This is a genomic window from Seonamhaeicola maritimus, from assembly GCF_008056315.1.
In the GTDB taxonomy this organism is placed as follows: Bacteria; Bacteroidota; Bacteroidia; order Flavobacteriales; family Flavobacteriaceae; genus Seonamhaeicola; species Seonamhaeicola maritimus.
Window position 1 is genome coordinate 74,445 of record NZ_VRKQ01000024.1, and the last position, 25,362, is coordinate 99,806.

Here is a 25,362-nt window from a genome sequence, read left to right on the forward strand (position 1 = left end):
ATGCGGTTTAATGTTTTCAAAAATACAGTTTTATTATTTGTTTTAGTACTTATTTCTTGCGCTTCTAAGGTGAAGAAAGAGAATGATTTTATTAAACCTGAACATGAATTAAAAGAAGTTATTGTTGGAGCTAACCAAACAGAAGCTTATTTACCTTTGTTAAAAGGAAAAAGCGTGGGGATTGTAGCTAATCAGACATCGGTTATTTTTAATGATAAAGGCTATACTCATTTGGTAGATTCTTTACTTTCTGAAGGTGTAGTTATTAAAAAAGTATTTTCACCAGAACATGGTTTTAGAGGTAAAGCTGATGCTGGTGAACACGTAGAAGATGGCTTTGACAAAAAAACCAATTTACCAATTGTATCGCTACACGGAAAGAACCGAAAACCCAAACCAGAACACTTAGAAGGTTTGGACATTGTTGTTTTTGATATTCAAGATGTAGGCGTTCGTTTTTACACTTACATTTCTACGCTTCATAATGTTATGGAGGCCTGTGCAGAGGCCAATATTCCGATGATAATTTTTGACAGACCAAACCCCAACGGACACTATATTGACGGTCCAACATTAAAAATTGAAAATCAAAGTTTTTTAGGAATGCACACTATTCCATTAGTTCACGGAATGACTATTGGTGAATACGCTAAAATGATTAATGGCGAAAACTGGCTGGTTGATGTGTTACAATGTGTAATTACAGTAATTCCCGTTAAAAACTACACTCACAATACATCTTATAGTTTACCAATACGCCCCTCGCCCAACCTTCCCAATGATAAGTCTATTGAATTATATCCAAGTTTAGGTTTGTTTGAAGGCACCAACATTAATGCTGGTAGAGGTACCGAGTTTCAATTCCAACGTTATGGTGCTCCTTTCTTAGACAAGGAAACCATGAGTTTTACATATACACCTATTGCCAATTTTGGTTCTAAATACCCGAAGCATCAAAATGAATTGTGTTATGGTGAAGATTTAAAAAATGAAAATCTTTATGGAGAAATGACTCTAAAATGGGTGATTAAAGCATATCAAAATTCGACTGACAAATCTAAGTTTTTTAATACCGCTAACTTTACCAAACATGCTGGAACAGACAAACTTCAACAGCAAATAGTAAATGGTTTAAGTGAAGCGGAAATTAAAGCTACATGGCAAGAAGGTATAGAAGCTTTTAAGAAAATCAGAGAAAAGTATTTGATTTATGATTAATGACCAACCGTAAAACTTAAACTTGTAACTATTGTTTTTCAAGAGTTTGTCTATTTGGACTAGAATACATGAAACTTGTCCCAGAGTTTTTTACTTCTATTTCAAAATCCCTTTTTATTTTATATACATGCTCCGGAAAGGTTCCTAAATATATAGCAAGTAATAAAATCACCAAACTAATTAGCACCAAAACAACAGTGACTATCTTTGACGGTTTAATTTTTACTATGAATCGATTTATCCCAAAAATCACTATGAACCAAAAGAAAAAATAAACACTAAAATCAATAAAAAGTTCTAAAACAAATATTTGTAGTGACATTGAAGTATGCCAACCTTCACTTAAAAAAATTAATGGAAATCCAAGTAAAATAGTATTTGGTGCATCATTGACCTCAGCATACCACCATTTATTAAACAAAAAGAATGAAATAATTGTAAGTGGCAAAACAACTTTCCAAATTAACTTCTTCATATTTTAGTCTTCACCTGGAGTTACTGTTGGCTTATCATATTTCTGAAAAGGTTGTTTTAATAACTCACCAATATGCTGGTTCTTCTTTTCATCTGGAAACACATCTACTCCATAAACAATTTTATCCGGATTCAATTCCATATAGGTTCCTAAAAGTCTATCCCAAACCGAAAAAATATTACCGTAATTAGAATCGGTATAAGGTAATCTAAAATGGTGATGAACTTTATGCATATCAGGTGATACCAAGACATAGCTGATAGCCTTATCAACGCGTTTAGGCAATTTTATATTGGCATGACTAAATTGTGTTGCTATCACAGAGACAGTTTGATATAAAAACACGATACCAATTGGAGTTCCAACCACAAAAACACCTAATAGCGTAAAGAAAAACCTAATAACACTTTCAATAGGATGATGCCTGTTAGCCGTAGTGGTATCAACTTTATGATCGGTATGATGTACCAAATGAACCATCCAAAGTGGTTTCACTTTATGTTCTATTAAATGTGGAAGATATGCTCCGAAAAAGTCTAAGAAAAAAACACCAAGAAACGCATATAACCCTAAAGACATTTCTGGTAACCAATTTATGATTCCAAAATCATTATCCCTTACCCAATCCGAAGTTTTAAGTAGCATAAATGCCAATGGAAAATTAACCAACATCAAGGTTAGATTAAAAAACAAATTTGGAAGTGCATGTCTCCATTTATTATACTTGAATTTAAATAATGGAATAATTCCCTCAATAATCCAAAATATAGTTAGGCCTCCAATAATTAAGATAGCTCGATGATGAGACGGAATGTTTTCAAAATAACTTATAAGGTGTTCCATTTAATACTTTTTTATAAATATAATTTAAGAACTTTATTTAGCAAACTTTCTTCTTATCCATTTCCGCGTTGGTGTTTCAATGTATTTAAAAGACAACCAACCTACAAAGCTTGTAATACCTAAAAATACTACCAGCATTAAAATAATCATTACGGGGCTTTCATGCTGAAAAGGCCTAAGCAAGAATGCCTTTACAGGTTCCTCTTTTTGATAAACAAAAGACACCAGAATTATATTTATAAGCACCATATGCCATAGATATATTGAAAACGACCAGTCTCCTAATTTTTTCAATATTTTGACAGCAAAAAATCTATCAATATTCTTACTTCCGTATGCAGAAGACAAAATCATAAAAGCAAAAATTATCACCGTAATAGTGTTATACCATTTTAAATGCATTGATAACAATGCCAACACAGTTAAAACAGAAAAAACCCAACCATTTCCAAAAAGTTTCTTAAATCTAGATTCTCTAAAAATTTGCCAAATAGACATACCTGCAATAAAGCCTATTATACCTCGTATAGTACCAAAATGCCAAATTACATCCAAAGACCTCTTGTTAGGATCTGAAGGAAAATGCATAAAAGGCTCCATAGTTGCCAAAATAAACTCAATACACAACCAGCCTACAAGGGCAATACCCATACCGATAAACCAGTTTTTAAAATTTAACTTTTTAAAAACAACAAATAAAAATGGGAATAATACGTAAGCCCACCATTCTGCACCCAAACTCCATGATGGAGAATTCCAAGACACAAAATCATGAAAACCCATAGTGTGCATAAATACCAAATTTGTTGGGATGGCATTTAAGTTATACATATTTTGACTTGGAAGCGGTAAAAACTCCAACTTCCCAACAACAATTAAAAAGAGAAAAATGCCTACTTCTGCTAATAAAGTAAATATGTGTAAAGGATAAATTCTAGCTAATCTTGCCACCATGAAATTTTTATATTTCTTTTTCTTTATCCCAATTATAAAACTATCCTCATAGACATAGCACATTATAAAACCACTGAGAATAAAAAACAGATCTACCATTAAATAAAGATTGTCTATAACATTTGCTCTACCATAAGGCATTACCGGACCTAAGAAAAAATGAAAATGTAATAGAGCTACTAAGATTGCAGCTATTCCTCTAAAAGCAGTAAGGTTATTTAAATATGGCATAGTGGTCATAATTGAACGGAAATATCAGTTTGTGTTTGCATATTACCTTTAATTATTAACTAGTTACATAACATATGAACTTTTGGATACCACTCTTTTAATATGGCCAAAATTGATGTGAATTCATATTTACTAGCCTAAACAGCCTATTTTATTCGCTTTTTCATTTCCTCAACAATATTAAAAGCCGCAGGACAAATAGCCACATTTTTTAGAGTAAGGTTAGATATTTGCTGAAACTTTTTTCTGTCGGTATGCGGAAATTCTCTACACGCTTTTGGTCTTACTTCATAGATGGAGCAATAATTATCTGCACCCAAAAAAGAACAGGGTACACTTTGTAATACATAATCGTTTTCCTCATCTACTCTCAAATACTGTTCAATAAACTGTTGAGGCTTTATTCTAAAAGATTTTGAAATACGGGCAACATCTTTATCAGTAAATAAAGGCCCTGTAGTTTTACAACAATTGGCGCATTCCAAACAATCGGTTTTTTCAAACTCATTCTCATTCAATTCTTGCATGATATAGTCTAGATTTTTTGGTGCTTTCTTTTTAAGATTTTGAAAGAACTTTTTGTTCTCGTTATGTTTATCTTTGGCCTGCTTTGGAAGATTATCAATAATGTCTTGCATAGCGCAAAAGTAATTTAAATGAAAGACATTTTTGGTAAAGCTTTATTAGATTATCAAAACGGTAATTATACCGAAGACATCATCACGTCTACAAGTATTTCTGATGAGGACATCTTGCCACTACCCTATTTATTCAGAAGTTTTTCTGAAATGCCTAAACTAGAACAAAAAGCACTACAATTGGCTAAAGGCTATGTGCTTGATGTTGGTTGTGGTACAGGTAGCCATAGTTTATATTTAGAAAAGAAAGGACTCCACGTAAAAGCTATTGATATTTCTAAAGGAGCTATTCATGTTGCAAAACAACGTGGAGTTACAAATGCTGAAGCTATAGATATACTTGATGAAACCGAAACGTTTGACACTATTCTTTTGTTGATGAATGGCACCGGAATTTTTCAAGAATTAATTCAGGTTTCTAAATATTTAAAACACCTAAAAAGTCTATTAAAACCTAATGGTCAAATTTTAATTGATTCGTCTGACATTAAATATATGTACGAAGATGAAGATGGTGGTTTTTGGGTTGACACCAGTGCTGAATATTATGGTGAACTAGATTATTTTATTAGTTATAAAGGTGAAAAAGAAACACCGCTAAAATGGCTTTATTTAGATTTTAACACATTAAAGTTGGCTTGTGAAACCGTTGGTTTACATTGTGAATTGATTAAGGAAGGGGAGCATTTTGATTATTTGGCGAGAATAACAGATTTATATTTCACCAAAGACATTTCAATTTAATAATATCTTTTTCAACAGTTAAAACTTTATAAGTTGAACCTCCTATTTTAAGTAAAACTTCCTTACCCGAAAGAGTTACTTGATAATGACTTTTTTCTTTTGAATATATTTTAATTCCGTGTTCATTAAAATATTTATTTGGTGATTCCCTTAGTATCCATAAAAACCGCCCTTCATTGGGTTTCTTATCATCAGTCCTTAACATTACAACTTCTTTATTTTCCAAAACACCATGTTCCCAACCCGTAATATGCCAGTTTCCTAAAACAGATTTTTTAATAGAATCCAAAACTTTTCGCCTTTTCTTTTCAAGTTCGACAAAGTCATTTTTAAATATAGCTTTTGATAAGTTATTATAATCATAATTACCCCACTGGCAATTACCATCAATCACTATAGGTTTTTCATTTTTTATTTCAATTCTATAATGATCAATCGAGCTTGAAGAAAACAAACAACTATCTCCAAAAGTTTTAGCTGTTTTAATAAACTCTTTTATAAATTTCAAATCTGAACTAGAAATATTCTTTTCCCAAATAGAATCAGTTTGTGAACCAAAATAGTAAAACGGGCTTCTCTTGTAAGCCTTTATCTTGTTTTTCTTTTTAATCACATGCATTGAATAAAACTCAATACTTTCATCTCCTGTAATAAATCTAATTTTTAAATCAGAAAAAGTATCCAAATCTGATTTATGAATCTTATCTGATTTACAAAATGTTATTATAAAAAGAATTATCACAAATCGTTTCATACTAAATTTTAAGAACAAATTCTCTTCTTAAATTTGAGACTAAGACTCATCCAATTGACTAAATTATGAGGCCCTGAAATAAATTCAGGGTGACGCTAGCGTCAAAAATCAAACTTAAAAGTAGCACCTGCTAAAAACTGAATACTTTGTACTGGGAAATTTTGCCAACGTTGATAAGCATTATTAGCAATATTGTTAGCTTTAGCAAACACCGAAATTTGATCATTAATATGATAACCCAAATGGGCATTAGCATCAAAATAACTATCTAACACCACTGTAAATGGAGAAGCTACTGTAATACCATCATTTAAAAAATATTGATCTTTTCTTTCGCCTATGTAAAACAAGTTTGCTCCTGTGAACCAATGTTCATTAATTTGATAATCCAAAAACAGAGAGCCCTTAAAGTCTGGTAAGTTCCAAGCTTCAGCTTCATCATCAGTAGAATAACTAAAATACTCCGCTTTAATCCCTAATTTAAAGTTTCGGTTTACATCTACATTAATTTCGCCAGCAACGCCATAGGTATCAACATCATCATATACTACTCCAAAAGAGTTCCCATAAGAATAGGGTTGATCTGCCATTAAAGTAATATCATTGTTTTTAAATAAGGCTTTGTTTCTTTCGGCCTTGTAGAGTCCGCTAATATTATAACTCATATTGCTAGATAACTTTCCTTTTAGTCCAACATATGCATTGTATTGTTGATCTGTTGGTATTATTCCAAGTGAAAGATCTCCCTGATTACTCCCTAAATCTGGAGACACAAATGGGTTTTCAGAAGCAAAATCGAAATAAGAGTTTTGGTTCAATTCACCTTCAATACCTCCATAAGCTATCAATATATCATTTACTAATCTATAAGTGGCGGTAACATTCGGATAGATATAAAATTTACTTTCTTTAGATTCTGAATCTCTTAAATAAGCTGCAGTTATTCCAACATTAACAGTTAAATCATCCTGTTTCATTTCATATGTTGGTGATGCACTAATTATGAAATTACCATACTTAAGTTCCTCATTGTCAAAATAATCTCTATCAAAAGATCCTTTTAGATAATCAAACTTAAACGTAGTTGATATTTCTTCTCTATTAACTGGTATATCAATTTTAGTGCTTGCCGAAAATCTATTTTCACCAGAACCTTGATTATCTCCAAAACGTCTAAAAAAGAAACTACCTGAATTTATATAAGTATCTTCAAAAGAAATGTCCCCTCCAAAATGCGCGTCATAAAAACTATGCTCCTCATCAATATTATCATTTATAGCCGTGTTAATAAAAGATTCTGGAACACCATACCAATTATACCTCTGTTGTTTAAAGCCAGCCTCCACATTCCAAGACAAGTCTCTCAACCTAGTTGCATAGTTCAAATTAATTTTAGATATGGAATAATTATCATCAAAAGAAACCCCATCAATGCCTCCTTGCGAAGAATTATGGCTAACATAACCGCCAACACTTTCGTTTCTACTAATGGCATGGTTTAAATATACTTCGCCCAAGATAGTAGTGTAAGTACCCACGCCTATTGTGGCATAATTATCATATAACTTTAACGGTTTTCTTTTTTCAACAACCGCCGCTTTCCCTTTTGCTGGCGTAAAGGTTGACGCTACTGGAAAGGAGAAAATATTATACTTAACATCTTTCTTATTCTCCGTAGTTTCATCATCTAGTGATGGAATTTCCTTTACTTTAAAGGCGTCAGAAATTGAAGGTGTATATGGTTTTACAACATCTATAACCCCAGTGTTAATGGTGTCTTTATCTCTTTTTTGAGAAAAAACAATGGTTACACTTAATATGGTGATGACACTTAATATATGTTTTACGTGCTTGCGCATATTCTAAATTTTTACGATTGATGATTTATTCTGGCTGAATAGATGAATTAGTCTTAGATTCCTCGGCTTTAATTTTACTTAGTTCTTCTTTAGCTTCATCAACTAAATCTTCAAATTCAGCAAAATTCTCAATAACACTTTCTAAAATATAAGTGGCTTGAAAAGCATCATCTAAAGCATAAAAGTTCTTAGCCATTAGCACTAAACCTTTAGCACTGTAATATTTATAACCTGAATAATCTTTAGCTAACTTTTGCACCGATTTATTAGATGCCTCATGCTTTCCTTCTTTATTTTTAAAGTAGGCATTGTAATAAAGTGCTTCTGCAGCGGCTTCACCAGTTGCCACTTTTTCTACTTGCGCAAACGCTGTTTTTGCCTTGTCTTCATCACCCGTTTTTATTGCAGAACGCGCAATAATGATATAAGCATCACTCTTAATTTTATTATCAATTTTTGAACTTGCCAATACTTTATCGGCATAAGAAACAGCTTCGCCGAAGTTCTCTAATTGATAATTTGCTTTCATTAAATTAGATTGTGCAAATACTACATTTTGCGGATAGTTAGCTTCCTCTTCCAAACGTTGTAATATTGGAATAGCTTTATTCCAAGTCTTTTCTTCTAAATAATATTGAGATAAACGCGATAATGCTTCTTCGGTATATTCGCTTTGTGACGTTTCAACTATATATTTATAATGAGGTGCAGCATTGGCAACTAATCCTTTCTTGTAATATAACTGACCCAAATAGAAATGTGCCTGAAGTATATGTAATCCGTTTGGAAAGTCATTCACATAACCATTAAACTGCCTAATGGCTCTGTCTGTATTTCCATCTAAATACTGCTTTTCTGCTGCTGTGTAAGTGGCATTATCCAATTCAGAGTCTGTAACTTCAACATAGTCTAACGTTTTCACCCAATTAGCGTAATCATCAACACGCCCCAAATCAATGTAGATTAGTTTTGCTGTTGAGACTGCCTGGATAGATTCTGGTGTTCCAGGGTAACTTCCTGCAACTTTTTTAAACTTGGTTAAAGCCCGTTCATTTTCATTTCCATTATAATACACTAAACCTTGACGTAATAAAGCCTTCGGCACAAAAGTGCTCATTCTATATTCTGAATTTAAACGATCATATACCCTCATAGCCTTATCGGTCTCATTTGTCTTCACATACGAATTACCCAATTCATACATAGCATCATCACGAAGTTTAGATTTTGGATAATCTGAAATAAAAGCTTCTAGTTCTTTAATTTTTTTCGAAGATTGCCCCAAGTACCCAACACTAATAGCTTTTTGAAATGCCGGATAATCTGAATCTATTTCACTTAATTTAATGGCATTATTGTAGGCTTTAATGGCGTTACTGTAATTACTGGTTACAAAGTGAACATCTCCTGAACGTAAATAGGCATCATTCAACCTAACTTTATCATCCTTTTTAGTATCAATAAAATCATTGAAATGATCAGTAGCTTTTCCATAATTCTTCAATTTGAAATAGGTATAAGCCAAATTATAATCTAAATTCTGAGTTTCAGGAGTGCTTGAACCTGTCTGCTGAAACTGTTTAAAGCCAATTAATGCATCTTCAAAATTGGTTAAATTATAATCTGCCTCGGCTTTCCAAAACGTTGCTCTTGCTGTGTATTTATCGTCTCTTGGTTCTTTTAAAGATTCATCAAATAACGATTCAGCTTCTAAATATTGATTTTCATTATATAACTCAACCCCTCTATAAAAAGACACTTTTTGATATGCTACTTTATTTTCAAAACTCTTTTTTCCTTCTAACAATTTAAGAGCTTCTTTATAGTTTTTTGAAGTAATGTATGAGTCTATTAATAGTGTTTCTATTTCTTCTTTATAACTTGTATTAGGATATTTCTCTAAATAACCAGCTAAAACTTGTGGAGCCGATTGATAAGGATTCCCTATTTCGTAACTAATCTTAGCATAGTTTAACCAAGCATCTTCTTGAATTTTTAAATCGAAGTCCATTTGAGACGCATATCTAAATGCGTTTAAAGCTTCTTGTTTTTTATCAAGATTGATATAACTCTCACCCAAATGATAATAAGCATTTTGAGCAATTGAATTATTACCTCCTATTATTTTATTAAATTCTGATATGGCTTTTTCGTAATCGCCTTGTTTATAATGCGCATACCCAAGCTGATAATAATCGGTATTATTCCATTTACCTGTTCTATCACGTTTTCCTTTCTTGCCTTGGTAGGCTGTTAAGTAAGGAATGGCGGCCGCATATTCTTCTAAATTAAAATAACTCTCACCAATGATTTTTGACAATTCTGAAACTTCTTCCTCATCACTTTCTGGCAACCTTTCTTTTGCTAATTCAATAGCCTTTTCAAAATTTCCCAATTTGAAGTTTAAATCTGCCTGATAGTAAGATAGTTTTTCTTTGTAACGCTCTTGGTCACTTACTTGGTCAAAATATTCATTGGCTTGATCATAATCATCACCTTCATAAGCCATAAACCCAATATAGTATTTTGCCTGTGAGCCATATTCTTGAGAAGTTTCAACACGTGACAAATACTTTTTAGCATCTCTATATTGCTTTGAAGAAAATGCAGAATATCCGTTATTAAAATTGAATTTCTCTTTTTCATTTCTGGCTAATGCATCTTCATTAACTTTACTATACCATTTTCTGGCATGCGCATATTTTGAGTTTTCAAAATAATAATCAGCAACATCAACATAGGCCGTATTTCGCTTCGTACTAGTAGGATAGTTTTTTACGAAATCTTCAACCAATTGGTCGGCATTTTGCTGATTCAATCTAACCGCACAATTAGCTATATAGTAATCACAATTTGATTTTAACAATTCTTCTTTGGCTGTTTTTTTAACACTACCAAATAGTGATTGAGCCGCTAAATATTGTTGATTATTATATAAAGAAAGTGCTTTTTGATAATCTACCGTATTACTGGTATAAGCAGCAGATTGTTGAGCTATAAGATGAAAGCTAAAACTAAAAGCTACTAAAAGGGAAACAAAACTTTTTTTACTCATTAAGTATTCGTTTTTTAATTTGAAATCAAAGATAATTTAATATAAACCCTATAACGAAATAATCGTGCCATAATTATAAACCGAGTTATTAAATACTAAAAAAGCCTCTCAAACAATCTCTTGAAAAAACCTTTTCTTTTTTTTATTTGTGTAGTTTCAAACTCAATTATAAACACACCAAAATTATTTAGGGTCTTTTGTGATTTCTCATTATGAAGAGGTTTTTGAAAAGGCTTCGTATTCATTGGAAAATGAATCATAAAATCAGAAGTTATTTTTGCTGATATTAAAACCTCTTTTCTATTCTCTATATCATAAATCTTATATGTAGTGTTTTTAGGAATATTATATTTTGAAAAATCGACTTTAATATCTTCACCAAATTTATCGAACAATACAACTCGATAATTATTAGGTTTGTATTCATTTCTAGTTATATCTAGTATAGGTTTTAAGTTAAAATCTTTAATTCTTTTATGCTGACTGTTTAAATCTAATTTTAAAGTCTTTTTCCAGTCAGGAAATGAAATTTTTTGTTTGGAAATTATAAACGGTGTAGAGTTTTTGGTGTAATAAATGTTATTACTAAAATCCCAATCTTTTAATTTAATATCATTTAAAGAAGGCTTAAAAACATGAGTATAACCGCTATAAACTATATTGTTTTTAAAAGATAAAGAGTTTGCATATAAAATTCTTAAAGCATTATTTCTTCCTATTACAATGTTTCCAAGAACCTCAGTATTTTCTATTGGAGCATTGCTATGAAATCCCAAAGTTAATGAAGCTGCATCACCTCCTATTTGGTTTTTGGAAAAGTCTGCATTATGATAAAAAATATTATCAATTACTTTGATGTTTTTAGCAATGTTAATTCCGTTTCTATCATCTGTAGCAACTATTAAATTATCCTTCAATGCTCCAGAAGGATTACCACTATTAAAAATAACATTGTTAGTTAAGGAAACATTCTTTACCCACAAATAACTGCCCCTTTTATTTGCAGACCACACCTCAATGCCTTTATAGTAATTATTAAAAATAATATTGTTCTTAATAATTCTTTGGGCTTCACTTTTATTCTGCACGTACATACCTTCACCCCTTCCCTTACCATTTTTAGAAACAAAACCATTATTAAAAATTAAACAGTTATCAATTAATGTTCCACCCGTGCTTTTCCAAGAGCCAAAACCTAACCCAGGGTTATCATGAATCACTAGATTTATAAATTTACAGTCAATCCCACTAAGGTGATTAATACCATCTCCCCTACCAAAGTTCTTTTGGCCTTCTTTTCTAGAAAAATTCCCCAACCAAGTAATCTCAAAATCTTTAAAAGTAACACCGTCTCCTTTAACAGTAAGTACAGTGCCTTTTTTTGAAATATTCCCGTTTAAAACAGCCCACTCTCCAGGAAAAGAAGACAAAGTAATTTGATTACTTAATGAACCACTCTTTAAATTACTAACGAAATGCCCGGTATATATACCCTCATGCATCCAAATAACATCCCCAGCATTCACAATATTGTTTTTTTGATTTAAAGCAGTTTGTAAATCCCAAGGTTTTTCTATACTGCCGTTACCATAAGGTGTTCCTGGATTAACTTTATCGTTTTTGGGAAATACATGAAATTGACTTTGGGACATAACCTGAAAGCACAAAAAGAATACTACAATATTTAATAAAAACTGTTTCATGTTTCGTCAATTACAATTACCGTACCAATCCAAAACCTATACTTTTAAACATTTGAATACGTTCCATCTTTAAAATCCTGAAGTTTGAATCGTTAACTTTTTACTTTTTACTTTTTTAGTAATACATTTACAACTCAAAATCATGAATTCCTTATGTCGAACCCCATTCTACAATTACAAGAAGCATCTATCTATCAAGGTGATAGCTTGGTACTATCAAACGTCAACGTTGAAATTAATAAAGGGGAATTTGTCTATTTAATTGGAAAAACTGGAACAGGCAAAAGTAGTTTTATGAAAACGCTTTATGGTGACTTGCCTTTACAAGAAGGGGAAGGTCACATAGTTGACTATGACTTAAAACATCTTAAGGAAAAAGATATTCCATTTTTAAGACGAAAATTGGGTGTGGTTTTTCAAGATTTCAAATTGCTAATTGATAGGACCGTAAATGACAATTTACTTTTTGTTTTAAAGGCAACGGGGTGGAAAGATAAAAACAACATGAAGACCAGAGTTGAGGAAGTATTGGACAAAGTAGGTATGAAAACAAAAGGTTTTAAATTTCCACATGAGCTTTCTGGAGGAGAACAACAACGTATTGCTATAGCAAGAGCTTTATTAAATAATCCTGAACTTATACTTGCTGATGAACCCACAGGAAATCTGGATCCACAGACAAGTGTTGAGGTGATGAAAGTTTTACAAGACATTAACAAAAATGGCAACACTATATTAATGGCTACTCATGATTATGCTTTACTTTTAAAGTACCCTAGCAAAACTTTAAAATGTGATGATAATCAGGTTTATGAAGTGGTGCAAAGGAAAGGTTGATTTATGTACAAATTGATTAAGAAAAGTATTAAAACAATTATTCCTGATATATTTCTATTCAAAAATGAATTATTTTTTCGCTCTTTCTATGGTTTGTTTTTTTTAGGGAATAAGAATAAATGTAATATATGTAACAAAAAAATAAGACGCTTTATTAGGCTAAAAAACAAAGACCTTTTGTGCCCTTTTTGCGGTAGTCTATCTAGAAACAGAAGACTTTGGAAATTATTAATTGATGAAAAGAAAATAAAAGGTAATCTTCTACATTTTTCTCCCTCACGAAGTCTATATAGAAATTTCAAAAAGTATAGAGACCTCAATTATTTTAGCACAGATTTTGAGAATCAGTTTTTAGCAGATTATCAATTTGATATTACCAAAATTGATCAACCAGCTAATAAATTTGACACTATAATTTGCTATCATATTTTAGAACACATAATAGATGATATAACAGCAATGAGTGAGCTTTATAGGGTGTTAAAACCCAATGGCGTCATTTATATTCAAACTCCTTTTAAAGAAGGTGAAATTTATGAAGACTATTCTATTACTTCAGCAAAGGAAAGACTAAATCACTTTGGACAACAAGATCATGTTAGGATTTATTCTGTTAATGGACTGAAAATGCGACTAGAAAAAACTGGTTTTAAAATTTCTTCAATTAATTTTAAAAAGAATAATGAAGATTTTTTCTTCGGTTTGAAATCTCCTGAAACTGTTTTAACGGCTACTCCCTTATGAGACTTATAACTATAGATGATATAATTGATACTTATGTAAAATTAAATCAGCGTGGTTTAAGCTTTATTACCTCAAAAATGAATATTAATGAGGTTAATAGAGCCAAGTCAGCCTTTAACCATGAAATTATTAACTCTTCAAATTGGTGGATAATCCCTGAAGTTAGAAAACGCTGGAATAAGTTGGTTACTGGTAACGAACACTTAGAATTTGTAGATTTTACATTGGAAAATTACTTAAAAGGTAAAAAAAACATAAAAATGCTTTCATTAGGAAGTGGCAATTGCGCCACAGAATTAAAGTTTGCTTCTTATGACAACTTCGGAAAAATATTATGTTGTGACATTTCTGATATTCTATTAAAAGAAGCAGAAGAGTTTGCTACAACAAATAATTTAAATAACATAGAATTCCGTGTGCAAGATGCGAACTCCTTTAATTTTCCTAAAAATCATTTTGATATTGTTTACTTTAGAGCTTCCTTACATCATTTTAAAAACATTGATAAATTAGTAAGTGAAAAAATTAAAGCTTGTTTAAAAACTGAAGGGATCCTAATAATTGATGAATATGTTGGTCCTAATAGAGTTCAGTTTCCAAAACATCAAATAAGAGAGATAAACCAAGCTATAAAGCTTATACCAAAAAAATACAGACAAAGACTTAATTTAAATATTACTAAAAACAAAGTTTATGGTTCAGGAATAATTAGAATGAAAATTGCTGACCCATCTGAATGTATTGAATCTGAAAAAATTTTACCAGCAATTCATAAAAGTTATCAGACTGTTTATGAAGCTTCATATGGTGGTAATATTTTAATGACAACACTTAAGGATATTGCACATCATTTTATTGAATTAGATTTTGAAAAAAAAGATATTTTAAACAATCTATTTCAGTTTGAAGACAACTATTTAAAAACGCATAAAAGTGATTTTATTTTTGGAATTTATAAGAAAACAATAAAATAATATGCTCTCTATATTAATACCCACGTACAATTATAATGCTTATCCACTTATTTCAAAATTGGAGAAGCAAGCCTTTGAAGCTGGTATAAAATATGAGATTATATGTATTGATGATGGATCCCATTCTTCGTTTAATCTTGAAAATAAAAAAATTAATCAGTTAAAATATTCAAAATTTTTTTCATTAAATACAAATGCTGGATTAAGCAACAATCGGAACGAACTAGCAAAAGTCTCCAATTATGATTATTTGTTATTCATTGATAGTGATTCTAGTATAATAGATGAAAGTTTTATAATAAAATATGTTGAGTATATTGGTCAAACTGATGTGATTTATGGAGGTCGTATTCACCCTAAAACAGTTAATTCTAAAAGAAAATTACGATGGAAATATGGAGTTTATAGGGAAGACAGAACTTTTACTCAAAGAAATAAACACCCATACAAATGCATTCTTTTTAATAATACCTTATTAAAAAGAGAAGTTTTTAACAAAATTGGCTTCGAAGAGTCGATTACTCAATATGGACATGAAGACACCATATTTTCATATAATTTATATAAAATAAAAGCAAGTATAAAACATATAGACAATCCAGTTTTACACGGAGATGTAGATTTAAATACAGTTTACCTAAATAAAACAAAAAAAGGGTTAGAAAATCTTAATTTCATTTATAAAAATGACTTGATTGATCCAGATTTCGTGACTTTTCTAAAACTTTTTAAAAAAATAAAGCTATTTAAATTAAACTATGGCTTAGCCTTAATAAATAGGTTATTTTATTCTATTTTAGAATATAATTTAACATCAAATAACCCCTCTATCTATGTGTTTGATTTATTTAGATTAAGTTATTTTTGTGATATTAACTTAAAAAAATAATGCCGTTATTTTCTGTAATAATACCACTTTACAATAAGGAAAAGTTTATTAAAAACACTTTAAATAGTGTTATAAACCAAACCTTTAAAGATTTTGAGTTAATCATTATAAATGATGGCAGTACAGACAAAAGTTTAAAAATCGCATCCGAATTTAAGGATAAACGAATTCAGATAGTAAACCAAAAAAATAGTGGTTTATGTACTTCTAGGAATAATGGTATTAAACTGGCAAAAGGTGATTATATCGCCTTTCTTGATGCAGATGATTTATGGTTTGAAGATTTTTTAGAAACAATTTACACTTTAATTACCATACATAAGACTCATAAAATTTTTGCTACTAATGTGGCATTGCTTTACCCAAATGTTACTGCTATTTTAAAAGCTAATAATTTTGATATTGGCCATGTAAAAGTAATTACTAACTATTTCAGGCTTTTGAAAAACATAATGGGTCCAAGTTCCTTGGTAATAAAAAAAAGTGTTTTTAAAAAAACAGGCAATTTTGACGAGACAATCAATTATGGCGAAGAGGATGATTTTTACATAAGATGCTTTAGTCTTTACAATTTAATTTATTACACTGGGCATAAAACATATTATAGAACTGGTATCAAAAACCAATTAACAGCTCCTAATAAAGGTTTTGTTCGTAAAATCCCTGATTATGAGAAATACTTATCAAACAATCAAAGCCAAGACTTAAAAAAATTCGTGGACTTTGTTCACTTTAGGTTAGTAGTTCTGTTTAAAATGGAAAGAAACAAAGAAAAAGTTAGGTTTTATAAAGAGAAAATTACTGTTTCTAATTTAAATAGTATTCAAAAAATCAAATATTTTTTACCAACAAATTTATTCTATATTACTAAACGTATTTATTTATGGTTTTCTATTAGGCTAACCCACTTTTGAATAATTTTTTCTTCAGAAAATTTCTCTAAACCAATAGAAGTGTTTGCTTTTATTTTTTCGTATAAAGACTCATCAAGAAGTTTATTTAATGCTTCTACAAATCTCTCTTCATTCTGATTCTCCACCAATAAACCATTTTTTTCGTTTACAATGATTTCTTTAGGTCCACTTTTGCAATTAAAGGCAATAACAGGAACATTTAAGGATAAGGCTTCCAATAACACCATCGGAAACCCTTCTACCTTACTAGTTAAGACCAATGCCATGGCATTTTTAATTAAATCATAAGGATTATTTGTAAAAGGTAAAAAGTCAACAAAATCTTGAAGTTTTAAATCAAAAACAAGTCGTTCCAAATTAGACCTCTCAACCCCCTCGCCTAGTATAATCAGTTTGATTCCTTTTCTTACTAAACAAGAAGCATGATAAGACCTAATTAATTTATCAAATTGTTTGATTTCGGTTAACCTACCTACTCCAATAATGTATTTTTTTATAAAAGCTTTCTTTTGATGCGACTCATCACCTTGCTTACTTAATTTTAAATAATTATATATTGTCTTACTTTTTAAATTCAATTTCTCTTCCATATGAATTCCAATTTCATCGCTAACTGAAATAAATGTATTATTCTTTACGTGAGGTAAAAGAGAAATCCAAGATGTTTTCAACATCGAAAAATAATATTCCAATTTATAGTTGTGCACACAATAAAATACTCTAGATTTTGGTATAATAAACTTGGAAAAAATTAGCTCCTTTAGGTATGAATTTCTTGTCCTATGATCAATAATGACATCAAATTTTTCAGATCTAAAAAATGAAATAAATTTTAAAAAAGCTCCTAAATTATTATAATCCCTTTTTATCACACCAAAATTAAACAAGGTTCCTTTATACTTATAGTCAACGTCATTTAACATTGACACTATAAATACATTATATCCTTTATTACTTAAAGAGATAGACATGTTAGCGGCCACTTTTTCAGCACCACCAAAGCTTAAGCTATCTGTAAGTATACATATTTTTTTACTCATGCTTTTCTAAAAAATAAGAATCGTAATCTATACTATCAATTACTATTCTTTTTCTTTCTTTAAATGACTTACTAAAAATGCTCTTATCTTTATCCATATCACTATACAAAACACCAAAAAGATGCCCTATACTTTCGTATGTATTATCTGTCATAAAAGCTCTATTTGGTTTGTATTCAAAATCATTAGGAAATTCAAAGTCTTTAGAGGTCCAAACAAAAAATGGAACTTCAAACATACTTTCTCTTAACACAGCTTCTGAACGTCCAAAAAAATCAGAATCATCATAAACATTTTCTCCATGATCTGATAAATATAAAAGTGCACTTTTCTTATTATGCTTTTCAAGCTCTTCTATAAATGAATAAACTATATAATCATTATATAATACAGCATTATCATAATAATTAATAATACGTTGCTTTTTTGTGGATTTATTGCTATTTGTAAATTTATCATAATCTTCAGGATAGCGCTTGTTATAATCAAAATGAGTTCCTAACAATTTAATAAAAATCACTTTTTTACCAGGTTCCTTTAAAATTCTTTTATAATCTGGAAAAATCACATCATCGAGGGTAGTAGTTTTAACATCATCCAAGTGAGTATAGAACCTGAACTCATGACAAGAAGAAGCTATTTTATTAATTACATTATCATGAAAACTAATTGCTCTTTGATTAGCTAACCAATAGGTTTTAAAACCAGCCCCCTTAAAAATCTGTATAAGACTAGTAGTGCTATCACCTGAACTATTATAGTCTAAAGAGGTAATTATTTTTGGCACAACCTTAAGAGTAAACACGTGACTAGAAATAACGTTATCATAAATATGAAGATTGTCCTTAAGAGAATCCAAAAAAGGAGTTGTTTCTCTTTCATAACCATAAAGCTGCATATGTTGACTTGTAGTCGATTCTCCCAGAACAAAAACGAAAACCTCATTATCTGAAGTTATATTAATATCTTCTTTTAAAATATTATTATTAAACTTGACGCTATTTTGCAACTCGATATAACCGTATACACCTCTAACAACATTATGGTAAGCATTTCTTTCTATTAAACCAGTCATCTTTAAAACAACAATTACTCCAATAAATAAAAATACTCCAATAAGATGTTTCTTTGGTAGATTTAATGTTATTCTCACTTTTCTAATTAGAAAAAATAAAGTGGCCATTAATATTATAAAAGAAATAATTGGTAAGGTTATATATGAAGCAGAAAATTCTGTTAATTCTTCTTTGTTAGATTCTATTAAAAGAAACATATATGAAGAAGAAAAGTTTGAAGAAACTGCAATATAAGAAGTGGTCTCTAAAACAAAATAAAACAGATATGTGAGAGACAATAAATCATATAGAAATTGTCTTTTAAAAATATTGCCAAAATAAATAGCAATAATTGAAAAACAGAATAAAACGTCTTCCATAAAATCTCCTTTTTCAACAAAATAAAAGTCTATAAAAAGAAATAAAAACAGATACTTTAGCAGTATAGTCAGAAAAAAAAGTATGAAAATCTTATAGTATTTAAATTTCACTGTTTAAATAATTAGAACGTTTGAAATATACAAAATAACTAACTGAAGATAAATACAATAAGGTACTAACAATATAAGCGTAAAAAACACCTTGCAGATTAAATTGCTCTATAAAATAAGTACTAAAAAAATAAAAAGTTCCATAAAGAATTGCATCACTAATAAAATATGAAGAAACCATCTTTTTAGCATGAAACTGGTATGCCAAAGAAAAAGCAACAATTTTTATAAAATCACCGATAAATTGAAGAATAAAATATTGCTCTATAGATTTAAATTCATCTGTTAGAAACACTTTAATTACAATTATCCTAAAAATATATAGACCTAAAAATACAGCTATCATGAAAGGTATCAAATATTTAAAATAATTTTTCATTATTCCATAATATCCAGTTACAGTTTTATTAAGTGTCAATTGAGGCAATAAATAAAGCGTAAATAATGAAGAGAAAAATATCATATAAAATGATGAAATCTTATTCATTGCCTCCCATAAACCAGCACTATAAGCACTTAAACCATCAATTAATTCATTTCTAATAAACAAATAAGAAAAGCTGATTAATAGGGAGGAATAAACCGCCATGAATAGATAAGCTGAGATTGATTTCACAAAAGCTATTGAAAGCTGTTTATAACATTTAATAACACCCGAATAAATATTGCGAATTTCCTTGAAAGCAAAACCAAATAAAAAGCTAAAAGCAGGTACAATTATACTGGCAAATAAGGCTCCTTTAAGATCAAAATAGTAAATTAAAATAAATGAAATTAAAGCATTTAAAAAGTTAGACAAGCTTACAACTACCGTATATAGCTTGTACCTTTGCAAGCCATTAACTATATAAACTGTTAAAAAACTTAATGAAACAAATGGTAGTAATAATGCAAACCACTTAAAAACATCAGTAAAAGAAACATCCTTTAAAATATAAATACTTAATTGTTCTGAAAAGAAAAATATAAGTATACCAATTATACCTGAAATAAGTATACTTAAAAATGTAATTGAAGAAACAACAATTTTAAGTTCTTCCTTATTCGTTTTATTCTCGGTAACATATCTTATGACACCACTTTGAAACCCTGTAGAAGTAACACCCAAGATGCCTTGTAAAATACTTTTTAAATTACCTACTATAGCGTATCCTGATGGACCAAGATAAATCGCACTGACCTTTGAAACAATAAATGAAGTAATTAGCCGTCCAAAAACAACTATACTGTTATAAGTAATAACCTTAAAAAAGGTGTTATTTAATAAATTCTTATGCACATTGCGTCATTTTAAAACAATAATTAGGGAGAATTTAGAAACTAGTAAATTGCGAACTTAGGTACAATCGCAAACAAAACTACCAAAAATTATTAGGTAAGACTAATCAATATTTATTGCTTTAAAGTAAACATTTTTTAAGGAATTCTCTTTTTAATCAAAAGTATTTGTCCTAAATGACTTGATTGGTGTTCCATAACATGATACCAAGACCAATGATTATTCATTCTATAACCTTCAGGAGTAGAAGCCAACCAATCATCATCTTTTTCTTTTAAATATTCTAATGTTTTTTCTCTTACCTTGGTAAAAACATCCAAATATTCACTGATAGGTTTCCCTTTAAATTGTTTTCTCGCTTCATCACCCATAGACATTTTTGTTCCCCAAACTTCTTTCTCTTTGTCATTAAACTCTCTACCTTCAAATGTATAAACCTGATAAAATTTTTCAGTTGCCGCTAAGTGCAAAATCAAAGTTCCAATAGAGTTTGCATTTTCATCTAATAAAAAGTCAGTGGATTCAACGTCTAAATCTTTAACAGTATATTCAACCCGATTTTTCATATCATTTAACATGGAAACAAGCACACCTACATTTGGTGTAAACCCTTCTTCTGCTTTTATTTCTCTTTGTGCATGTATAGACAAAGTCAATACAAAACACACTAGAACTGATAAGATTTTTTTCATAATTTTAATTTTTAGGTGGATAATTAGTTAATATTTTTTCAACGATTGATTTTAATCGTGCTTCACGACTTTCTGGAGTTGCACTTGGATTAAAACTAGATTCACTAATAGCTTGCCAAAACAAACCCTTCCCCTTTTCATCAACAAAATCAAGGGTAATTTGTCTGTTTACATTAGACTGACCAACCGGAATACCAATTGAAATACCTCCGCCAACATTACCGCCACCACCTCCTAAACCAACACCAACTGTTTGACCCGGTGCTCCATGTAATTCGGCGCTTTTTATATCGATTAAAAAGTCAGGGGTTTCAGAAACTTTAATTCCCAATGCGTTCATTTTTGAATCTATTGCATCTAATAAGCGTTTGGTATCAAGTTCGCTCAAACCTGTCTTCATATCACCATAGTATTGGTAAGTTTTATATTTAGAAAAATTAGTAGTTTTTTCAAAATCATAACTAACACGTATAGGTGCGCAACCAACTATGAGTAAGGCAAGTAATAATAATTTGAAAGATTTCATTTGCAGCAAATTTTTGATTAAAGTTAATGAAAAATAATTCCAATGTTGAATTTTGTTTTTTAATAGTCACTAATAATACCTAGATTTTGTATGCATTGATTTTGACAAAAAAACGAGACTTTAGAATAACTGTGGATAAAATTTATTGAAGCGGGATTTATCTTTATATTGAGTCTTATTATAACCAACTAATAACCAATGATAAAATTCTTTAGAAAAATAAGACAAAATTCACTTTCTGAAGGTAAAACAGGAAAGTATCTCAAATATGCAATAGGTGAAATAATACTTGTTGTAATTGGTATTTTATTAGCATTACAAATTAACAATTGGAATGAAGCACGAAAAAATAGGGTACTTGAAAAAGAGTACCTTATCCGGTTACTTGAAGACTTGGAACATGACCAAAAAGATCTAACACAAGTAATCACAAATAATGCTATAAATTTAATTTTAGCCGAAGATGCTTTAAACAAACTAGGAGCTGATTCTTCAATTTTGTTAAAAGGACAACCACATAAATTAGCATATAAAGGCGTAAACATTAATAATAATGAGGTTACTTATAAAGATTCTCTATTAACAACTAGAAAATTTGATTTAAAATGTTTTGGAGAACAAATAACCTTGCTAACAGAATTTAGAATTTTTGACCTTACACAAACAACAATTACTGATTTGACATCTACTGGAAACATAGAAGTTATAAGAGACAAAAAATTAAGAGAAAGTATACAGTTTTATTATGCCCGTATGTTAAGTGCGATTGGAAACGAAGAAAGCATTCTTAAACCACATCTAGACTATCTTATAGAGCTTCTTAAAGAATTAGGAATTCCGCCTAATAGTAGATTGTCTGATTCAGATTTAAGGGATTTGGTTAAAAATGACCATCGATTAGCTATGGCACTTTATAGTTTGTATGATGCCAACCGTACCCTATTTAATATAAACTATTCGAGAAAGGCATCCACCTATAAACAGATTCAAAAAATAAAAGATGAGATTAAGGCTGCTCTTGAATTAATCTAAGCCAATAGTTTATACATACTTTTAGTACAACATTTCAAAACGAAACATGTTTTTAAGTAAAGCTAAAAGTAGCAGACATGTGCGTTAGGGATTCCAGTAGAAATCCTTTTTGAGGCACGAAAAAAGATTGTAACGTAAAGCCCGACCCTTGTGGTAACGCTTAATCATTCAACATTTTCCACAAAGCATCTTTAAGTGGTTGAATGCCTTGTTGAGCAACTGACGAAATAAACAAGTATGGAATTGGAAGTTCGTTATCTAATTCTTCCTTAAGTTCTGCTTTTAGCTCATCATCTAGCATATCACTTTTTGAGATGGCAATTAAGCGTTCTTTATCTAACATTTCAGGATTGTAACGTCTCAGTTCATCAAGAAGAATATCATATTGTTTCTTAATATCATCAGCATCTGCTGGAATTAAAAATAGTAAAACTGAATTACGCTCAATATGGCGTAAAAAGTAATGACCTAGGCCTTTTCCTTCTGCAGCACCTTCAATAATTCCAGGAATATCTGCCATTACGAAGGTCTGGAAATCTCGATACTCAACTATGCCTAAATTGGGTTTTAGTGTGGTAAACTCATAATCAGCAATTTTAGGTTTTGCTGAAGTAATTACTGAAAGCAATGTAGATTTTCCTGCATTAGGAAAACCAACCAAACCAACATCTGCCAACACCTTTAACTCAAGTGTAACGTGCTTTTCTTCTAATGGTAAACCAGGTTGTGCATAACGTGGTGTTTGATTAGTAGAAGATTTAAAATGCCAGTTTCCTAAACCACCTTTTCCTCCTTGCGCAATGATTCTTTCTTCTCCCTCATCTGTGATTTCAAAAAGAATATTATTAGTTTCAGTATCTCTGACCACGGTTCCTAAAGGAACATCAATATACATATCTTCACCATCAGCACCAGTACTTCTACTTTTACTTCCATGGGCACCATGACCCGCACGAACGTGTTTTTTAAATTTAAGATGAAAGAGTGTCCAAAGGTTAGGATTTCCCCGAAGTATAACATGACCTCCACGACCACCGTCTCCTCCATCAGGCCCTCCTTTTGTTATGTACTTTTCTCTATGCAAATGCACAGAGCCTTTACCTCCGTTTCCGGACGCCACATAAATCTTTACATAATCAACAAAATTGCCTTCAGTCATTTCTTTGGTTTATTTGTTCTCTGTTAAGCTGCTTAGTTGTGAGTTTAAATTCTAAACAACTAAACGAATAAACTCCTTAACTAAAGACTATCAATAACAGCGCTTATACGCTCAGTGATTTCTTCAATACTTCCAACACCATCAACACCGTAATATTTATTCTGACCAGTGTAGTAGTTTTTTAAAATAGCCGTTTCATCATAATAAACTTTAATTCTATTTCTAATCACATTTTCATCGGCATCATCTTTTCTACCACTAGTCTTTCCTCTTTCCAGAAGACGCTTTACTAAAATCTCATCATCAACCTCAAGAGCAATCATAGCATTAATTGCCGAATCTTTGGTATCCATTAATTGGTCTAAAGCCTTCGCTTGAGCATCTGTACGAGGAAAACCATCAAAAATAAATCCGTTTGCATCAGCATTCTTTTCAACTTCAGCATTAAGCATATCAATAGTAACTTGATCTGGAACTAAGTGTCCTTTATCCATAAAAGATTTAGCTAACATACCTAAAGCAGTTTCGTTTTTAATATTGAATCTAAAAACGTCACCGGTGGAGATATGTACTAAATTATACTTCTCTTTTAAAAATTCTGCTTGTGTTCCTTTACCTGCTCCCGGAGGGCCAAATAGCACTAAGTTAGTCATGTGTTGTTTTTCTTTTATTTGATATACTTCTGGTAAATCCCTTCCTAAATTATCGTAGTCTAAACCATAGCCAACAATAAATCTATCCGGAATTTCAATACCTACATAATGTAATTTAAAATCTTTTTTATAAGCCTCTGGTTTGTAAAAAAGCGTTGCTATTTTAAGCGATTTTACATTTTCATTTTTAAAAATACGATGAACTTCAGCTAAGGTTTTACCCGTATCAATAATATCCTCAAGAATTATTACCGTTCTACCTGTAAGGTCTTGTGTTAGCCCAATTAATCTTTGAATATCTTCCGAAGATTTCAGGCCTTCATACGAAGCCAATTTAATAAACTGAACTTCGCACGGTTTAGGATATTTTTTCACAAAGTCGCTTGTTAACATAAACGACCCATTTAAAATTCCCACAAAAACAGGAATTTCATCACCAACATCATTAGAGATTTGGGCAACTAATTTATCCAAGGCAGCATCTATTTCTTTTGCAGAAACAAATGGTTTAAAGTATTTATCGTGTAGCTTAATCATCTAAAATAGCTTTTAGAAGTGGCAAAGATAATCAATAGATTAAGTAATACCGATTTTTTGATTTAT

Annotated in this window: 23 protein-coding genes; 8 read left to right on the top strand and 15 right to left on the bottom strand. The window is 30.5% G+C overall.

Annotated elements, in window-relative coordinates; all coding sequences use genetic code 11:
* Positions 1-1,218 (top strand): exo-beta-N-acetylmuramidase NamZ family protein, encoded by a 1,218-nt coding sequence (locus tag FUA22_RS18160; RefSeq protein ID WP_170309965.1) that lies wholly within the window; start codon positions 1-3, stop codon positions 1,216-1,218.
* Positions 1,219-1,246: 28 nt separating this feature from the next.
* Here FUA22_RS18160 and FUA22_RS18165 read toward each other — a convergent pair whose 3' ends face one another.
* From FUA22_RS18165 to FUA22_RS18180, 4 genes are all read right to left on the bottom strand, one after another.
* Positions 1,247-1,693: a hypothetical protein gene (locus FUA22_RS18165; RefSeq protein WP_147770028.1), complete on the bottom strand. Its 447-nt coding sequence runs from the start codon at positions 1,691-1,693 to the stop codon at positions 1,247-1,249.
* Between the two features lie 3 nt (positions 1,694-1,696).
* A complete protein-coding gene (locus tag FUA22_RS18170; protein ID WP_147770029.1) occupies positions 1,697-2,536 on the bottom strand; it encodes a sterol desaturase family protein in 840 nt (279 codons plus the stop codon).
* A 33-nt stretch (positions 2,537-2,569) separates the two neighbouring features.
* Positions 2,570-3,721 (bottom strand): acyltransferase family protein, encoded by a 1,152-nt coding sequence (locus FUA22_RS18175; RefSeq protein ID WP_170309966.1) that lies wholly within the window; start codon positions 3,719-3,721, stop codon positions 2,570-2,572.
* A gap of 146 nt (positions 3,722-3,867) precedes the next feature.
* Positions 3,868-4,359: a YkgJ family cysteine cluster protein gene (locus FUA22_RS18180; RefSeq protein WP_147770031.1), complete on the bottom strand. Its 492-nt coding sequence runs from the start codon at positions 4,357-4,359 to the stop codon at positions 3,868-3,870.
* A gap of 18 nt (positions 4,360-4,377) precedes the next feature.
* On the opposite strand from FUA22_RS18180, the gene FUA22_RS18185 reads away from it, so the two are divergent.
* Positions 4,378-5,103: a class I SAM-dependent methyltransferase gene (locus FUA22_RS18185; RefSeq protein WP_147770032.1), complete on the top strand. Its 726-nt coding sequence runs from the start codon at positions 4,378-4,380 to the stop codon at positions 5,101-5,103.
* Here the strand turns inward: FUA22_RS18185 and FUA22_RS18190 are convergent.
* The 4 genes from FUA22_RS18190 to FUA22_RS18205 all read right to left on the bottom strand — a co-directional run bounded on the left by FUA22_RS18190 (position 5,081) and on the right by FUA22_RS18205 (position 12,474).
* On the bottom strand, positions 5,081-5,857 hold the full coding sequence (locus FUA22_RS18190; protein ID WP_147770033.1) for a hypothetical protein: 777 nt from the start codon (positions 5,855-5,857) through the stop codon (positions 5,081-5,083). The genes FUA22_RS18185 and FUA22_RS18190 overlap by 23 nt on opposite strands.
* A 101-nt stretch (positions 5,858-5,958) precedes the next feature.
* Complete coding sequence (locus FUA22_RS18195) at positions 5,959-7,716, bottom strand: TonB-dependent receptor (RefSeq protein ID WP_147770034.1); 1,758 nt, start codon at positions 7,714-7,716, stop codon at positions 5,959-5,961.
* 25 nt (positions 7,717-7,741) lie between these two features.
* Positions 7,742-10,771 carry a tetratricopeptide repeat protein gene (locus FUA22_RS18200; protein ID WP_147770035.1) on the bottom strand — a complete coding sequence of 1,010 codons (3,030 nt, stop codon included), beginning with the start codon at positions 10,769-10,771 and terminating at the stop codon, positions 7,742-7,744.
* A gap of 95 nt (positions 10,772-10,866) precedes the next feature.
* Positions 10,867-12,474: a right-handed parallel beta-helix repeat-containing protein gene (locus tag FUA22_RS18205; RefSeq protein WP_147770036.1), complete on the bottom strand. Its 1,608-nt coding sequence runs from the start codon at positions 12,472-12,474 to the stop codon at positions 10,867-10,869.
* A gap of 153 nt (positions 12,475-12,627) precedes the next feature.
* On the opposite strand from FUA22_RS18205, the gene FUA22_RS18210 reads away from it, so the two are divergent.
* The 5 genes from FUA22_RS18210 to FUA22_RS18230 all read left to right on the top strand — a co-directional run bounded on the left by FUA22_RS18210 (position 12,628) and on the right by FUA22_RS18230 (position 16,832).
* The gene (locus tag FUA22_RS18210) at positions 12,628-13,311 is read left to right on the top strand and encodes a cell division ATP-binding protein FtsE (RefSeq protein ID WP_147770037.1); all 684 of its coding nucleotides are present in this window, start codon (positions 12,628-12,630) and stop codon (positions 13,309-13,311) included.
* 177 nt (positions 13,312-13,488) lie between these two features.
* Positions 13,489-14,055: a class I SAM-dependent methyltransferase gene (locus tag FUA22_RS18215; protein ID WP_241664852.1), complete on the top strand. Its 567-nt coding sequence runs from the start codon at positions 13,489-13,491 to the stop codon at positions 14,053-14,055.
* Complete coding sequence (locus FUA22_RS18220; protein ID WP_147770039.1) at positions 14,052-15,029, top strand: class I SAM-dependent methyltransferase; 978 nt, start codon at positions 14,052-14,054, stop codon at positions 15,027-15,029. Before FUA22_RS18215 ends, FUA22_RS18220 begins: the two co-directional genes overlap by 4 nt.
* A 1-nt stretch (position 15,030) precedes the next feature.
* The gene (locus FUA22_RS18225; RefSeq protein ID WP_147770040.1) at positions 15,031-15,918 is read left to right on the top strand and encodes a glycosyltransferase family 2 protein; all 888 of its coding nucleotides are present in this window, start codon (positions 15,031-15,033) and stop codon (positions 15,916-15,918) included.
* A complete protein-coding gene (locus tag FUA22_RS18230; RefSeq protein ID WP_147770041.1) occupies positions 15,918-16,832 on the top strand; it encodes a glycosyltransferase family 2 protein in 915 nt (304 codons plus the stop codon). The genes FUA22_RS18225 and FUA22_RS18230 overlap by 1 nt, the downstream gene beginning before the upstream one ends.
* On the opposite strand, the gene FUA22_RS18235 is transcribed toward FUA22_RS18230, so the two are convergent.
* From FUA22_RS18235 to FUA22_RS18255, 5 genes are all read right to left on the bottom strand, one after another.
* Positions 16,796-17,872: a glycosyltransferase gene (locus tag FUA22_RS18235; protein WP_147770042.1), complete on the bottom strand. Its 1,077-nt coding sequence runs from the start codon at positions 17,870-17,872 to the stop codon at positions 16,796-16,798. The genes FUA22_RS18230 and FUA22_RS18235 overlap by 37 nt on opposite strands.
* Positions 17,865-19,307 carry a phosphoethanolamine transferase gene (locus FUA22_RS18240; RefSeq protein ID WP_147770043.1) on the bottom strand — a complete coding sequence of 481 codons (1,443 nt, stop codon included), beginning with the start codon at positions 19,305-19,307 and terminating at the stop codon, positions 17,865-17,867. Before FUA22_RS18240 ends, FUA22_RS18235 begins: the two co-directional genes overlap by 8 nt.
* Positions 19,308-19,407: 100 nt before the next feature.
* On the bottom strand, positions 19,408-20,697 hold the full coding sequence (locus tag FUA22_RS18245; protein WP_147770044.1) for an O-antigen translocase: 1,290 nt from the start codon (positions 20,695-20,697) through the stop codon (positions 19,408-19,410).
* Between the two features lie 137 nt (positions 20,698-20,834).
* A complete protein-coding gene (locus FUA22_RS18250; protein ID WP_147770045.1) occupies positions 20,835-21,389 on the bottom strand; it encodes a DinB family protein in 555 nt (184 codons plus the stop codon).
* 4 nt (positions 21,390-21,393) lie between these two features.
* The gene (locus FUA22_RS18255; RefSeq protein WP_147770046.1) at positions 21,394-21,915 is read right to left on the bottom strand and encodes a DUF4136 domain-containing protein; all 522 of its coding nucleotides are present in this window, start codon (positions 21,913-21,915) and stop codon (positions 21,394-21,396) included.
* 198 nt (positions 21,916-22,113) lie between these two features.
* Here FUA22_RS18255 and FUA22_RS18260 point away from each other — a divergent pair, with 198 nt between their 5' ends.
* Positions 22,114-22,947 (top strand): DUF6090 family protein, encoded by an 834-nt coding sequence (locus FUA22_RS18260; protein ID WP_147770047.1) that lies wholly within the window; start codon positions 22,114-22,116, stop codon positions 22,945-22,947.
* Between the two features lie 160 nt (positions 22,948-23,107).
* Here the strand turns inward: FUA22_RS18260 and obgE are convergent, their stop codons facing one another.
* Positions 23,108-24,106, bottom strand: coding sequence for a GTPase ObgE (gene obgE, locus FUA22_RS18265; protein WP_147770048.1), 999 nt, complete (start codon positions 24,104-24,106; stop codon positions 23,108-23,110).
* Between the two features lie 80 nt (positions 24,107-24,186).
* The gene (locus tag FUA22_RS18270; RefSeq protein WP_147770049.1) at positions 24,187-25,296 is read right to left on the bottom strand and encodes an adenylate kinase; all 1,110 of its coding nucleotides are present in this window, start codon (positions 25,294-25,296) and stop codon (positions 24,187-24,189) included.
* Positions 25,297-25,362: the final 66 nt, after the last annotated feature.

Excerpts from the sequence above, each read along its gene's own strand:
- obgE (WP_147770048.1), bottom strand. The coding sequence starts at position 24,106 with ATGACTGAAGGCAATTTTGTTGATTATGTAAAGATTTATGTGGCGTCC.
- FUA22_RS18225 (WP_147770040.1), top strand. The coding sequence starts at position 15,031 with ATGCTCTCTATATTAATACCCACGTACAATTATAATGCTTATCCACTT.
- FUA22_RS18235 (WP_147770042.1), bottom strand. The coding sequence starts at position 17,872 with ATGAGTAAAAAAATATGTATACTTACAGATAGCTTAAGCTTTGGTGGT.
- FUA22_RS18260 (WP_147770047.1), top strand. The coding sequence starts at position 22,114 with ATGATAAAATTCTTTAGAAAAATAAGACAAAATTCACTTTCTGAAGGT.
- FUA22_RS18230 (WP_147770041.1), top strand. The coding sequence starts at position 15,918 with ATGCCGTTATTTTCTGTAATAATACCACTTTACAATAAGGAAAAGTTT.
- FUA22_RS18220 (WP_147770039.1), top strand. The coding sequence starts at position 14,052 with ATGAGACTTATAACTATAGATGATATAATTGATACTTATGTAAAATTA.
- FUA22_RS18205 (WP_147770036.1), bottom strand. The coding sequence starts at position 12,474 with ATGAAACAGTTTTTATTAAATATTGTAGTATTCTTTTTGTGCTTTCAG.
- FUA22_RS18200 (WP_147770035.1), bottom strand. The coding sequence starts at position 10,771 with ATGAGTAAAAAAAGTTTTGTTTCCCTTTTAGTAGCTTTTAGTTTTAGC.
- FUA22_RS18255 (WP_147770046.1), bottom strand. The coding sequence starts at position 21,915 with ATGAAATCTTTCAAATTATTATTACTTGCCTTACTCATAGTTGGTTGC.
- FUA22_RS18250 (WP_147770045.1), bottom strand. The coding sequence starts at position 21,389 with ATGAAAAAAATCTTATCAGTTCTAGTGTGTTTTGTATTGACTTTGTCT.
- FUA22_RS18270 (WP_147770049.1), bottom strand. The coding sequence starts at position 25,296 with ATGATTAAGCTACACGATAAATACTTTAAACCATTTGTTTCTGCAAAA.
- FUA22_RS18185 (WP_147770032.1), top strand. The coding sequence starts at position 4,378 with ATGAAAGACATTTTTGGTAAAGCTTTATTAGATTATCAAAACGGTAAT.
- FUA22_RS18190 (WP_147770033.1), bottom strand. The coding sequence starts at position 5,857 with ATGAAACGATTTGTGATAATTCTTTTTATAATAACATTTTGTAAATCA.
- FUA22_RS18160 (WP_170309965.1), top strand. The coding sequence starts at position 1 with ATGCGGTTTAATGTTTTCAAAAATACAGTTTTATTATTTGTTTTAGTA.
- FUA22_RS18195 (WP_147770034.1), bottom strand. The coding sequence starts at position 7,716 with ATGCGCAAGCACGTAAAACATATATTAAGTGTCATCACCATATTAAGT.
- FUA22_RS18240 (WP_147770043.1), bottom strand. The coding sequence starts at position 19,307 with ATGGAAGACGTTTTATTCTGTTTTTCAATTATTGCTATTTATTTTGGC.
- FUA22_RS18180 (WP_147770031.1), bottom strand. The coding sequence starts at position 4,359 with ATGCAAGACATTATTGATAATCTTCCAAAGCAGGCCAAAGATAAACAT.
- FUA22_RS18170 (WP_147770029.1), bottom strand. The coding sequence starts at position 2,536 with ATGGAACACCTTATAAGTTATTTTGAAAACATTCCGTCTCATCATCGA.
- FUA22_RS18165 (WP_147770028.1), bottom strand. The coding sequence starts at position 1,693 with ATGAAGAAGTTAATTTGGAAAGTTGTTTTGCCACTTACAATTATTTCA.
- FUA22_RS18210 (WP_147770037.1), top strand. The coding sequence starts at position 12,628 with ATGTCGAACCCCATTCTACAATTACAAGAAGCATCTATCTATCAAGGT.
- FUA22_RS18175 (WP_170309966.1), bottom strand. The coding sequence starts at position 3,721 with ATGCCATATTTAAATAACCTTACTGCTTTTAGAGGAATAGCTGCAATC.